General features: G+C 50.6%; 6 protein-coding genes, 4 tRNA genes and 3 rRNA genes. 12 read left to right on the forward strand and 1 reads right to left on the reverse strand.

The window, feature by feature from the left end; translation table 11 throughout:
- Positions 1 to 8: 8 nt before the first annotated feature.
- On the reverse strand, positions 9 to 2,198 hold the full coding sequence (gene fadB / locus A8F97_RS20295; RefSeq protein ID WP_014701831.1) for a fatty acid oxidation complex subunit alpha FadB: 2,190 nt from the start codon (positions 2,196 to 2,198) through the stop codon (positions 9 to 11).
- Between the two features lie 185 nt (positions 2,199 to 2,383).
- Here fadB and pepQ point away from each other — a divergent pair, with 185 nt between their 5' ends.
- From pepQ to ytfQ, 12 genes are all read left to right on the forward strand, one after another.
- A complete protein-coding gene (pepQ, locus tag A8F97_RS20300; RefSeq protein ID WP_033072531.1) occupies positions 2,384 to 3,715 on the forward strand; it encodes a Xaa-Pro dipeptidase in 1,332 nt (443 codons plus the stop codon).
- Entirely contained in the window at positions 3,715 to 4,326 is a 612-nt protein-coding gene (locus A8F97_RS20305; RefSeq protein WP_014701829.1) for an IMPACT family protein, read from the forward strand. The genes pepQ and A8F97_RS20305 overlap by 1 nt, the downstream gene beginning before the upstream one ends.
- Positions 4,327 to 4,369: 43 nt before the next feature.
- A complete protein-coding gene (trkH, locus tag A8F97_RS20310; protein ID WP_005973457.1) occupies positions 4,370 to 5,821 on the forward strand; it encodes a Trk system potassium transporter TrkH in 1,452 nt (483 codons plus the stop codon).
- Positions 5,822 to 5,842: 21 nt separating this feature from the next.
- The gene (hemG, locus tag A8F97_RS20315) at positions 5,843 to 6,382 is read left to right on the forward strand and encodes a menaquinone-dependent protoporphyrinogen IX dehydrogenase (RefSeq protein ID WP_014701828.1); all 540 of its coding nucleotides are present in this window, start codon (positions 5,843 to 5,845) and stop codon (positions 6,380 to 6,382) included.
- Between the two features lie 390 nt (positions 6,383 to 6,772).
- Positions 6,773 to 8,315, forward strand: a 16S ribosomal RNA gene (locus A8F97_RS20320).
- Between the two features lie 74 nt (positions 8,316 to 8,389).
- A tRNA-Ile gene (locus A8F97_RS20325) sits at positions 8,390 to 8,466 on the forward strand.
- Positions 8,467 to 8,508: 42 nt separating this feature from the next.
- Positions 8,509 to 8,584: transfer RNA gene (locus A8F97_RS20330), tRNA-Ala, on the forward strand.
- A 222-nt stretch (positions 8,585 to 8,806) separates the two neighbouring features.
- Positions 8,807 to 11,714: ribosomal RNA gene (locus A8F97_RS20335) — 23S ribosomal RNA — on the forward strand.
- 140 nt (positions 11,715 to 11,854) lie between these two features.
- Positions 11,855 to 11,970, forward strand: a 5S ribosomal RNA gene (gene rrf, locus A8F97_RS20340).
- The 16S, 23S and 5S rRNA genes sit together here with 4 tRNA genes alongside, the layout of an rRNA operon.
- A gap of 52 nt (positions 11,971 to 12,022) precedes the next feature.
- Positions 12,023 to 12,099 (forward strand) — tRNA-Asp (locus tag A8F97_RS20345).
- A gap of 54 nt (positions 12,100 to 12,153) precedes the next feature.
- Positions 12,154 to 12,229 (forward strand) — tRNA-Trp (locus A8F97_RS20350).
- 440 nt (positions 12,230 to 12,669) lie between these two features.
- Complete coding sequence (gene ytfQ, locus A8F97_RS20355; RefSeq protein ID WP_014701827.1) at positions 12,670 to 13,626, forward strand: galactofuranose ABC transporter, galactofuranose-binding protein YtfQ; 957 nt, start codon at positions 12,670 to 12,672, stop codon at positions 13,624 to 13,626.
- Positions 13,627 to 13,642 lie beyond the last annotated feature (16 nt).

Below are 13,642 nucleotides of genomic sequence, written 5' to 3' on the forward strand. Positions count from 1 at the left end.
TCCTGCCCTCATGCCGGTTGTCCGTGGGAAATGTCCGCGTGTGGCGCGACCGATGGGTAATAGCCTTCATTGCTTCTGGCTTTTTGCTGTAAGCCGTCTGGCACCTGATAGATGGTGCCGAGGTGTGCCAACGACTGCGCCATTTCGACATAACGTTCGCTGCCCAAGGTATCCAGATAACGGCAGGCTCCGCCGTGGAAGGGAGGAAAACCTAGCCCGTATACCAGCGCCATGTCTGCTTCGGCCGGACTGGCAACGATGTCTTCTTCCAGGCAACGCGCGACTTCATTAATCATCGGGATCATCATGCGAGCGATAATCTCTTCTGCACTGAAGGTTTTTTTCGGTTGGCTGATGTCTTTAAGGAGCGTATCTACGGCGTCATCTCGCTCTTTACGCTGTTTCCCCTTGCCATCCGTTTGATAACGGTAGAAGCCTTGACCATTCTTCTGCCCGAAACGTTGGTGTTCAAACAGCACATCAATCGCATCGCGATAGTCTTTCGCCATGCGCTGTGGGAAGCCCTCAGCCATCACGGCCTGAGCATGGTGAGCGGTATCAATACCGACAACGTCAAGCAGATAAGCAGGGCCCATCGGCCAACCGAATTTTTTCTCCATGACATTATCGATATCGCGGAAATCGGCACCGTCTCTGAGCAATAAGCTGAATGCCGCAAAGTAGGGAAATAGGACGCGATTCACGAAGAATCCGGGGCAGTCGTTCACGACAATCGGTGTCTTGCCCATTTTGCTGGCGTAAGCCACCACGCTGGCGATGGTGCTGTCACTGGTTTTGGGACCGCGAATAATTTCGACCAGCGGCATGCGGTGTACTGGGTTGAAGAAGTGCATACCGCAGAAATTTTGTGGTCGTTCTAACGAAGCAGCCAGTGTAGTAATGGGAATCGTTGAGGTATTCGAAGCCAGAATCGTACTTTCGCTAATGTGCGATTCGGTTTCTGCTAATACGCTGGCTTTGATTTTCGGGTTTTCTACCACGGCTTCAACCACGATATCGGTACGCTCGAACCCGGCGTAATCCAGCGTTGGCTGAATACTGGCCAGAATCGCCGCCATTTTCATTCCGTCCAGCTTGCCTCGTTCCATCTGCTTATTCAGGAGTTTGGCTGCTTCATTCATCCCCAGTGCGAGCGGTTTCTCGCTGATGTCTTTCATCCGAATCGGCACGCCTTTGAACGCGGACTGATAGGCAATTCCGCCGCCCATAATTCCTGCACCTAGTACGGCGGCCTGCTGTGGCACAGATGTCTCGCCGATCAGCTTCTTCGCTTTGCCTTTAACATATTGATCGTTGAGGAAAATACCGACGAGGGCGCGGGCTTCATTTGAGCGAGCCAGTTGAACGAAGTGCTGCGTTTCGAGCTGCAAGGCGTCATCTCGCGTCATGGTTGCGGCGGCTTCGATGGTTTTTACCGCTAACATCGGTGCCGGATAATGTTTCCCGGCGGTTTGCAGCACCATCGCTTTGGCGGTGGTAAAGCTCATCATAGCTTCAATTTTACTGAGCTTCAGCGCCTCAAGTTTTGGGCGCCGATAAGCCTGCCAGTCTAATTCGCCATTTATAGCCTGTTTTAGCATTTTGATAGCGGCGGGAATCAGTTTTTCATTCGCGACAACGGCCTGCACCAGCCCCACTTTTAAAGCATCGACCGCGCTGACGTCTTTACCTGCGGCGATAATCTCCAGCGCGCTATCAGCACCCAGCAGACGTGGTAGCCTGACCGTGCCACCAAAACCCGGCATGATCCCGAGTTTAGTTTCGGGCAAGCCGATACGTGCATCCGGTGTGGCTAAGCGAAAATCGGTCGCCAGTACGCATTCACAGCCGCCACCCAACGCATAGCTATTAATCGCGGACAGTGTGGGAACGGATAAATCCTCAAGGCGGTTGAAAATACGGTTGGCGAAGGCCAGCCACTCATGCAGTTTTTCGGCTGGTGCGGCAAAAAGAGAAAGGAATTCCGTGATATCGGCCCCGACAATAAATGCAGGTTTATCCGAACGCAGCAGTAAGCCCTTCAGGTTCGGCTGTTCCGCCAGAACGTCGAGCGCTTTACCTAGGCTGGCAACCGTGCGTGTATCTAGTGTGTTTACGGAGCCCTGGGCAGAAAATACCAGCTCGGCAATGCCGTCCTCAAGCCAGTTAAGGTAGAGGGATTCACCTTGATAAAGCATGTTTATCTCCGCTGTTTGTGTGAGTGATCTGGTATGACCAGATAATTGAATTGTGGTTTTAATGTTAATTTTTTGCAAACGAGAGATTAATTTTTTGCCGAATTGATCACAAAGCACCGGACGCTGCCCTTGGGGGATGCCTGTGTTAAAATGGAGGGATCATGTCGTGACGTACAAGGATACTTATGGAAAAGCTGGCTTCTTTATATCATCACCATCTGGCGACGCTGCAAACGCGTGCTCAGGCGGTTTTAGCGCGCCATCAGCTTGACGCATTACTGATTCACTCTGGTGAGCTGTTGACCGTTTTTCTGGACGATCACGACTATCCTTTTAAAGTTAACCCGCAGTTTAAAGCCTGGGTTCCGGTCACGCAGGTGCCGAACTGCTGGCTATGGGTTGATGGCGTTAATCCGCCGAAGCTGTGGTTCTACTCACCGGTTGATTACTGGCATAACGTAGTGCCGGTTCCTGAGAGTTTCTGGACTGAAGAGATTGATATTACTGTGCTGCGGAATGCGGATGATATTGGGCAGTTGCTCCCATCGCAGCGCGAACGTGTTGCCTACATCGGCTACGCACCACAGCGTGCGCAGGATTTGGGTATTCGGGCGGATAATATCAATCCTCAGGGCGTGTTGGATTATCTGCACTATCATCGCGCTTACAAAACAGACTACGAGCTGGCCTGCATGCGTGAAGCTCAAAAGACGGCGGTTATCGGCCATCGTGCAGCGCATGAAGCGTTTCTTTCTGGCATGAGCGAATTCGATATTAATCTGGCGTATCTGACGGCAACTGGCCATCGGGATATCGATGTGCCTTACGGCAATATCATTGCGCTCAATGAACATGCAGCGGTGCTGCACTATACCCAGTTAGATCATCAGGCACCTTCCGATGTTCGCAGCTTTCTGATTGATGCGGGCGCTGAATATAACGGCTATGCCGCTGACCTCACGCGAACCTATTCTGCACAGAGCGATGGGGCGTTTGCTCAACTGATTAAAGATCTCAACCAGGAAATGCTCGCGTTGATTGATACCGTTCAGGCGGGCGTGCGCTATAGCGATTACCATCTTCAGATGCATCAGCGGATTGCGAAGCTGCTGAAATCACATCAACTGGTGCGGGACATCAGCGAAGAAGCGATGGTAGAGCAGGGGCTTACGTCGCCTTTCCTGCCGCACGGCCTTGGTCACCCGCTGGGCTTGCAGGTGCATGATGTCGCTGGGTTTATGCAAGACGACCGCGGTACACATCTGGCTGCTCCGACGCAGCATCCTTATCTGCGTTGTACCCGTGTGCTCGAGTCAGGCATGGTCATGACGATCGAACCGGGAATCTATTTCATTGAATCATTGCTCACTCCGTGGCGTGAGTGCGCATTGAGTCAGCACTTTGACTGGCAAAAAATAGATGCGCTGAAACCGTTTGGTGGTATTCGTATCGAAGATAATATTGTCATTCATGAAGGGCGTGTGGAAAACATGACGCGCGATCTGAATTTAGCCTGATGCAAGCGTATCCCATTCTTACTGCACCCGTGAGCTTCAGTGAGGAAATCAAGAAAAGCCGCTTTACTACTATCCTGGCGGCGACGCCAGGAGTCGACGCGGCAAAAGCGTTTATCCAGCACGTCAGAGAAGAGCATGCCTCGGCGGGGCACCACTGCTGGGCGTTTGTTGCGGGCGCGCCTGACGATTCTCAGCAGCTTGGTTTTTCTGACGATGGCGAACCGTCCGGCACGGCGGGTAAACCGATGTTGTCGCAACTGATGGGAAGCAGCATCGGTGAAATTACGGCGGTAGTGGTACGTTACTATGGCGGCATCCCGCTAGGTACTGGCGGGTTAGTAAAGGCTTATGGCGGTGGCGTTCAGCAAGCGCTCAAGCTGGTATCGCTGCAAGAGAAAGTCTTGCAAAAAGAGTATGGCTTACACTGTGACTATGCGCTGTTACCCCAGGTGGAATCACTGATCTTTCAGCTTGGCGGAAAAGTGCTGCATAGCGAGTATGGCGTGGACGTCGTATTGCGGTTCTCTCTCCCTATCAGGGGAACCGAGGAAGCGGCAACGAAATTGCGTGATTTGAGTCGCGGTGCGTTGCATTTATTGCCGATTCTATAATAATCCCAGCGCTTTTTTATGAATCATTAAGGAATTCCCTGCGATGCACTTGCGCGCCATAACCCGTATTGTCGGCCAGTTGGTTATCCTTTTTTCCGGGACGATGGTTATTCCTGGGCTGGTGGCATTAATTTATCGTGATGGCGCAGGCCGAGCGTTTACGCAGACATTTATTGTCGCGCTAGCAATTGGCATCATGTTGTGGCTACCAAACCGTAAACAGAAACATGAACTGAAGTCTCGAGAAGGGTTTCTGATTGTTGTCCTCTTCTGGACGGTGCTGGGAAGCGTCGGAGCTCTGCCTTTTCTGTTTGCCGAGCATCCTAATCTGGGCGTAACGGATGCTTTTTTTGAATCGTTCTCAGGGCTAACGACAACAGGGGCAACCACGCTGGTTGGGTTAGACTCATTGCCTAAAGCCATCCTGTTTTATCGACAGATGCTGCAATGGTTTGGCGGGATGGGGATCATCGTGCTCGCTGTTGCTATCCTGCCGATTCTGGGTGTTGGTGGGATGCAGCTTTATCGTGCGGAGATGCCGGGGCCGTTAAAGGAAAACAAAATGCGCCCGCGTATTGCCGATACGGCGAAAACGCTGTGGTTGATTTACCTCTTACTCACGATTGCCTGTGCAGTTGCGTTGTGGCTGGCTGGCATGCCGATATTTGATGCAATTGGGCACAGCTTCTCTACGGTGTCGGTCGGCGGGTTCTCTACCCACGATGCGAGTATCGGTTACTTTAACAGCCCAACGATTAACACCATCATCGCGATATTCTTGCTGATTTCTGGCTGTAACTTTGGTTTGCACTTTGCTCTGCTGAGCGGCCGCAGCCTGAAAGTGTACTGGCGTGACCCAGAATTCCGCATGTTCATTTTTGTTCAACTGTCGCTGGTGGCCGTGTGTACGATTGTCCTGTGGTTCCACCATGTTTATGACAGCGGGATGCAGACGATCAATCAGGCCTTTTTTCAGGTTGTCTCCATGGCGACAACGGCAGGGTTTACGACGGATAGCATTGCATCATGGCCACTTTTTCTGCCGGTTTTGCTTCTGTGTTCTGCGTTTATTGGCGGGTGTGCGGGGTCAACCGGCGGTGGCCTGAAAGTGATTCGTATCCTGCTGCTTTTCCTGCAAGGATCGCGTGAGCTTAAGCGTTTAGTACATCCGAATGCGGTTTACACCATTAAGTTGGGTCATCGAGCGCTTCCGGAGCGCATCCTTGAAGCGGTATGGGGATTCTTTTCCGCATACGCGCTGGTTTTTATTGTCAGCATGCTGGCTGTCATTGCGACAGGCGTTGATGATTTTTCCGCGTTTGCTGCGGTTGCTGCCACATTGAATAATCTTGGGCCGGGCTTGGGCGTCGTCGCTGAGAATTTTACGTCAATGAATGATACGGCGAAATGGATTCTGATACTGACAATGCTGTTTGGTCGTTTAGAAGTCTTCACGCTTTTAGTGCTGTTTACGCCAACCTTCTGGCGGGAATAGTCCCCATAAGGATAAAGAACAATGAAAGCTTTGATCGTGTTTTCGAGTCGGGATGGGCAAACCAGAGCGATTGCCTCCTCTATTGCGAATACGCTGAAAGGGACCCTGGAGTGTGATGTTGTTGACGTGCTCAATGCGAATAATATCGATCTGGGTCAATACGATCGGGTTCTGATTGGGGCGTCGATTCGGTACGGGCGCTTTCATCCAGCGGTAAATCAATTTATCCATAAGCATCTGGCTTCCCTGCAACAACTGCCTAGCGCTTTCTTCTCTGTGAATCTCACTGCACGTAAACCGGAAAAGCGCACGATACAAACCAATGCCTATACGCGTAAGTTCCTGCTGAATTCCCCTTGGCAGCCAGATCTGTGTTGTGTGTTCGCGGGTGCTCTGCGTTATCCGCGTTATCGTTGGTTCGATCGGGTAATGATTCAACTCATTATGCGTATGACGGGCGGTGAAACGGATAGTACGAAAGAAATTGAATACACGGACTGGCAACAGGTTGCCCGTTTCGCACGGGATTTCGCGCAATTAGCGGCGAAAAATCCGGCATAACGTCGTCTTTTAATACGCTTTGCTGAAAAAAACCTCACTCGGAAATTATTTTGCATTTAGCGCTTGTCAGCCGCCGAGAAGTCCCTATAATGCGCCTCCACTGACACGGCAACAGCGACACGCCGTTGTGGTGACAGGAAAAAGATTTACTAAAGGCGGTCAGTAATGACTTGACTTTAAAGCGGATTAGCATAGTATATGCAGCCCGCGCCACCGAAGAAGTGGCACTGCTCTTTAACAATATGATCAGACAATCTGTGTGGGCACTCACAAGACCGTATCTTAACGATATAAAAAGTCTTGAAGAGTGAACAACAGTAAATTCATTACGAATAAACAGTTTTAATTCTTTGAGCATCGCTGACGAGTTCAGCAAATCAAACAAATCTTAAATTGAAGAGTTTGATCATGGCTCAGATTGAACGCTGGCGGCAGGCCTAACACATGCAAGTCGAGCGGTAGCACAGAAGAGCTTGCTCTTCGGGTGACGAGCGGCGGACGGGTGAGTAATGTCTGGGAAACTGCCTGATGGAGGGGGATAACTACTGGAAACGGTAGCTAATACCGCATAACGTCTTCGGACCAAAGAGGGGGACCTTCGGGCCTCTTGCCATCGGATGTGCCCAGATGGGATTAGCTAGTAGGTGAGGTAATGGCTCACCTAGGCGACGATCCCTAGCTGGTCTGAGAGGATGACCAGCCACACTGGAACTGAGACACGGTCCAGACTCCTACGGGAGGCAGCAGTGGGGAATATTGCACAATGGGCGCAAGCCTGATGCAGCCATGCCGCGTGTGTGAAGAAGGCCTTCGGGTTGTAAAGCACTTTCAGCGGGGAGGAAGGCGATAAGGTTAATAACCTTGTCGATTGACGTTACCCGCAGAAGAAGCACCGGCTAACTCCGTGCCAGCAGCCGCGGTAATACGGAGGGTGCAAGCGTTAATCGGAATGACTGGGCGTAAAGCGCACGCAGGCGGTCTGTTAAGTTGGATGTGAAATCCCCGGGCTTAACCTGGGAACTGCATTCAAAACTGACAGGCTAGAGTCTTGTAGAGGGGGGTAGAATTCCAGGTGTAGCGGTGAAATGCGTAGAGATCTGGAGGAATACCGGTGGCGAAGGCGGCCCCCTGGACAAAGACTGACGCTCAGGTGCGAAAGCGTGGGGAGCAAACAGGATTAGATACCCTGGTAGTCCACGCTGTAAACGATGTCGACTTGGAGGTTGTGCCCTTGAGGCGTGGCTTCCGGAGCTAACGCGTTAAGTCGACCGCCTGGGGAGTACGGCCGCAAGGTTAAAACTCAAATGAATTGACGGGGGCCCGCACAAGCGGTGGAGCATGTGGTTTAATTCGATGCAACGCGAAGAACCTTACCTACTCTTGACATCCACAGAATTCGGTAGAGATACCTTAGTGCCTTCGGGAACTGTGAGACAGGTGCTGCATGGCTGTCGTCAGCTCGTGTTGTGAAATGTTGGGTTAAGTCCCGCAACGAGCGCAACCCTTATCCTTTGTTGCCAGCACGTAATGGTGGGAACTCAAAGGAGACTGCCGGTGATAAACCGGAGGAAGGTGGGGATGACGTCAAGTCATCATGGCCCTTACGAGTAGGGCTACACACGTGCTACAATGGCGTATACAAAGAGAAGCGACCTCGCGAGAGCAAGCGGACCTCATAAAGTACGTCGTAGTCCGGATTGGAGTCTGCAACTCGACTCCATGAAGTCGGAATCGCTAGTAATCGTAGATCAGAATGCTACGGTGAATACGTTCCCGGGCCTTGTACACACCGCCCGTCACACCATGGGAGTGGGTTGCAAAAGAAGTAGGTAGCTTAACCTTCGGGAGGGCGCTTACCACTTTGTGATTCATGACTGGGGTGAAGTCGTAACAAGGTAACCGTAGGGGAACCTGCGGTTGGATCACCTCCTTACCAAAAAAGATGTGTGTTAAGTGAAGTGCTCACACAGATTGTCTGATGAAAATAACGAGCAGAAATACCTTAATAGGCTTGTAGCTCAGGTGGTTAGAGCGCACCCCTGATAAGGGTGAGGTCGGTGGTTCAAGTCCACTCAGGCCTACCAACTCTTCCATGAGTGGTATCTAAGGTAACTGTAAGTAGAGACGGGGTTATAGCTCAGCTGGGAGAGCGCCTGCCTTGCACGCAGGAGGTCTGCGGTTCGATCCCGCATAGCTCCACCATCACTACTCGCTATGATAAAAAACATCAGAGTGTACCTGTTTAGGTGCACTGCGATGTTTTGCTCTTTAACAATCTGGAACAAGCTGAAAATTGAAACATGACGGCTGACAAAACACGATGACCTTCGAGTGCATCGTGATGCATCAGTCTGTCAATGAGTCTCTCAAATAATCGCAGCGCGAACGTGACCTTGATTTATTCAAGACACCTTCGGGTTGTGAGGTTAAGCGACTAAGCGTACACGGTGGATGCCTAGGCAGTCAGAGGCGATGAAGGGCGTGCTAATCTGCGATAAGCGTCGGTAAGCTGATATGAAGCGTTATACCCGACGATACCCGAATGGGGAAACCCAGTGTGTTTCGACACACTATCATTACGTGAATACATAGCGTAATGAGGCGAACCGGGGGAACTGAAACATCTCAGTACCCCGAGGAAAAGAAATCAACCGAGATTCCCCTAGTAGCGGCGAGCGAACGGGGAGGAGCCCAGAACCTGAATCAGTTTGTGTGTTAGTGGAAGCGTCTGGAAAGTCGCACAGTAAAGGGTGATAGTCCCGTACACAAAAATGCACAAGTTGTGAGTTCGATGAGTAGGGCGGGACACGTGACATCCTGTCTGAATATGGGGGGACCATCCTCCAAGGCTAAATACTCCTGACTGACCGATAGTGAACCAGTACCGTGAGGGAAAGGCGAAAAGAACCCCGGCGAGGGGAGTGAAATAGAACCTGAAACCGTGTACGTACAAGCAGTGGGAGCCTACTTGTTAGGTGACTGCGTACCTTTTGTATAATGGGTCAGCGACTTATATTCTGTAGCAAGGTTAACCGAATAGGGGAGCCGCAGGGAAACCGAGTCTTAACTGGGCGTTAAGTTGCAGGGTATAGACCCGAAACCCGGTGATCTAGCCATGGGCAGGTTGAAGGTTGGGTAACACTAACTGGAGGACCGAACCGACTAATGTTGAAAAATTAGCGGATGACTTGTGGCTGGGGGTGAAAGGCCAATCAAACCGGGAGATAGCTGGTTCTCCCCGAAAGCTATTTAGGTAGCGCCTCGTGAATTCATCTTCGGGGGTAGAGCACTGTTTCGGCTAGGGGGTCATCCCGACTTACCAACCCGATGCAAACTACGAATACCGAAGAATGTTATCACGGGAGACACACGGCGGGTGCTAACGTTCGTCGTGAAGAGGGAAACAACCCAGACCGCCAGCTAAGGTCCCAAAGTCATGGTTAAGTGGGAAACGATGTGGGAAGGCACAGACAGCCAGGATGTTGGCTTAGAAGCAGCCATCATTTAAAGAAAGCGTAATAGCTCACTGGTCGAGTCGGCCTGCGCGGAAGATGTAACGGGGCTAAACCATGCACCGAAGCTGCGGCAGCGACACTTAGGTGTTGTTGGGTAGGGGAGCGTTCTGTAAGCCGTTGAAGGTGGCCTGTGAGGGTTGCTGGAGGTATCAGAAGTGCGAATGCTGACATAAGTAACGATAATGCGGGTGAAAAACCCGCACGCCGGAAGACCAAGGGTTCCTGTCCAACGTTAATCGGGGCAGGGTGAGTCGACCCCTAAGGCGAGGCTGAAAAGCGTAGTCGATGGGAAACAGGTTAATATTCCTGTACTCGGTGTTACTGCGAAGGGGGGACGGAGAAAGCTAGGTTATCCGGGCGACGGTTGTCCCGGTTTAAGCGTGAAGGTGGGTGACTTAGGTAAATCCGGGTCATCGTTAACACTGAGGCGTGATGACGAGTCACTACGGTGATGAAGTAACCAATGCTACGCTTCCAGGAAAAGCCTCTAAGCTCCAGGTAACATCAAATCGTACCCCAAACCGACACAGGTGGTCAGGTAGAGAATACTCAGGCGCTTGAGAGAACTCGGGTGAAGGAACTAGGCAAAATGGTGCCGTAACTTCGGGAGAAGGCACGCTGGCGCGTAGGTGAAGTCCCTTGCGGATGGAGCTGAAGCCAGTCGCAGATACCAGCTGGCTGCAACTGTTTAATAAAAACACAGCACTGTGCAAACACGAAAGTGGACGTATACGGTGTGACGCCTGCCCGGTGCCGGAAGGTTAATTGATGGGGTCAGCCGCAAGGCGAAGCTCTTGATCGAAGCCCCGGTAAACGGCGGCCGTAACTATAACGGTCCTAAGGTAGCGAAATTCCTTGTCGGGTAAGTTCCGACCTGCACGAATGGCGTAATGATGGCCAGGCTGTCTCCACCCGAGACTCAGTGAAATTGAACTCGCTGTGAAGATGCAGTGTACCCGCGGCAAGACGGAAAGACCCCGTGAACCTTTACTATAGCTTGACACTGAACCTTGAGCCTTGATGTGTAGGATAGGTGGGAGGCTTTGAAGTGTGGACGCCAGTCTGCATGGAGCCAACCTTGAAATACCACCCTTTAATGTTTGATGTTCTAACGTAGGCCCGTGATCCGGGTTGCGGACAGTGTCTGGTGGGTAGTTTGACTGGGGCGGTCTCCTCCCAAAGCGTAACGGAGGAGCACGAAGGTTAGCTAATCCTGGTCGGACATCAGGAGGTTAGTGCAAAGGCATAAGCTAGCTTGACTGCGAGAGTGACAGCTCGAGCAGGTGCGAAAGCAGGTCTTAGTGATCCGGTGGTTCTGAATGGAAGGGCCATCGCTCAACGGATAAAAGGTACTCCGGGGATAACAGGCTGATACCGCCCAAGAGTTCATATCGACGGCGGTGTTTGGCACCTCGATGTCGGCTCATCACATCCTGGGGCTGAAGTAGGTCCCAAGGGTATGGCTGTTCGCCATTTAAAGTGGTACGCGAGCTGGGTTTAGAACGTCGTGAGACAGTTCGGTCCCTATCTGCCGTGGGCGTTGGAAGATTGAGAGGGGTTGCTCCTAGTACGAGAGGACCGGAGTGAACGCACCACTGGTGTACGGGTTGTGATGCCAATTGCATTGCCCGGTAGCTAAGTGCGGAAGAGATAACCGCTGAAAGCATCTAAGCGGGAAACTTGCCTCGAGATGAGTCTTCCCTGGACACTTGATGTCCCTGAAGGGCCGTTGAAGACGACGACGTAGATAGGCTGGGTGTGTAAGCGTAGCGATACGTTGAGCTAACCAGTACTAATGACCCGAGAGGCTTAACCTTACAACACCGAAGGTGTTTTGTGGGTGATGAAAGACTCATAGATTTTGATGTTCAGCTTGTTCAGAGATTGGTTCTGGTGGTTACGGAGATGACAAAGAAAAAAGTCATGTAAAGTAACGGTTGGAATGAAACAGAATTTGCCTGGCGGCGATAGCGCGGTGGTCCCACCTGACCCCATGCCGAACTCAGAAGTGAAACGCCGTAGCGCCGATGGTAGTGTGGGGCTTCCCCATGTGAGAGTAGGGAACTGCCAGGCATCAAATTAAGCAGTAAGCCGGAGTAATCTGGTGATTGTAGAGAAATTCGGTGGAGCGGTAGTTCAGTTGGTTAGAATACCTGCCTGTCACGCAGGGGGTCGCGGGTTCGAGCCCCGTCCGTTCCGCCACTTATTAAAAATTATGCCTGCTAATTTTAGCAGGCATAATGTTAAGAGAAATATAGGGGCGTAGCTCAGTTGGTAGAGCACCGGTCTCCAAAACCGGGTGTCGCGAGTTCGAGTCTCTCCGCCCCTGCCAGATAAAACCCTTCACGTCATCGTGAAGGGTTTTTTTTGATCTGTACTTTATGCTCGATCCTGTCTTGTATCCCTCTTCCTGATTTCTCCATTATTTATCTCTATTGGATACCCGGTTAATCTAATTCATTGTTATTTAACAGATAAAATACTTTAGTGTCCTTCTGACAGATCGTGCTGATTTAGCTGTAAATATGCACAAAATCACCGTAATACCAGGTTGTGAACTTGCTCATCTACCTTGTTCGATATTTGAACTAAAACTATCTACAACCTGAGTGAAGAGTAAATCGTTATTCAAAATACGCCTTCAGGTTACATTCACTTGTGAGTGATATCTGCCAACATCACATCGGTAGCGCTATAGCATAAATTCGTGGCGCTATGCTGTACCTGAAATCTGACTACGTAGCTGTAAAGCTACACAGAAGGAGTTTAAGTATGTACAGACGTTTACTGGTCGCTGTTGCTGTAAGCACGGCATTATGCGGTGCCGTACAGGCAAAACCCTTAACTGTCGGGTTTTCCCAGATTGGTTCAGAATCAGGATGGCGTTCTGCGGAGACTAAAGTGTCAAAGCAGGAAGCTGAGAAACGTGGAATAACGCTGAAGATCGCTGATGCTCAACAGAAACAAGAGAATCAGATTAAGGCTGTACGGTCATTCATTGCTCAAGGCGTAGATGCCATATTTATCGCGCCGGTCGTTGCCACCGGTTGGGTCCCAGTCTTACAAGAAGCCAAAGAAGCAAAAATCCCGGTTTTTCTACTTGATAGAACGATTGAAGTTAGTGATCCATCGTTGTACACCGCTGCTATTGCCTCTGACAGTGTCTATGAAGGAAAAGTGGCGGGGGAATGGCTTGTGAAAGAGGCCGCAGGTAAACCTTGTAATGTTGTCGAGTTACAGGGAACAGTTGGAGCTAGCGTAGCGATAAACCGCAAGAAAGGGTTTGCTGACGGCATAGCTTCGGACCCGCAGATAAAAATTATCCGTTCACAATCGGGAGACTTTACTCGCAGTAAGGGTAAAGAGGTTATGGAAAGCTTTATTAAAGCTGAACAGAACGGGAAAAATATTTGTGCAGTTTATGCACATAATGATGATATGGCTATAGGTGCTATTCAGGCAATTAAAGAAGCGGGCCTAAAACCTGGTTCACAAATAAAAGTTGTTTCTATTGATGGTGTCCCCGATGTTTTCAAGGCCATGATGAATGGTGAAGCTAATGCCACCGTTGAGTTAACACCCAATATGGCTGGGCCTGCTTTTGATGCTTTATTAGCGATGAAGAAAGACGGAAAGCAGCCGGAAAAATTTATCCAGACAGAATCCCGTTTATTATTGCCTGACACGGCAAAACAGGAATATGAAACCAAAAAAGATCTTGGTTATTGATATTTATATTATGAAT

This window comes from Pectobacterium parmentieri (assembly GCF_001742145.1).
In the GTDB taxonomy this organism is placed as follows: Bacteria; Pseudomonadota; Gammaproteobacteria; order Enterobacterales; family Enterobacteriaceae; genus Pectobacterium; species Pectobacterium parmentieri.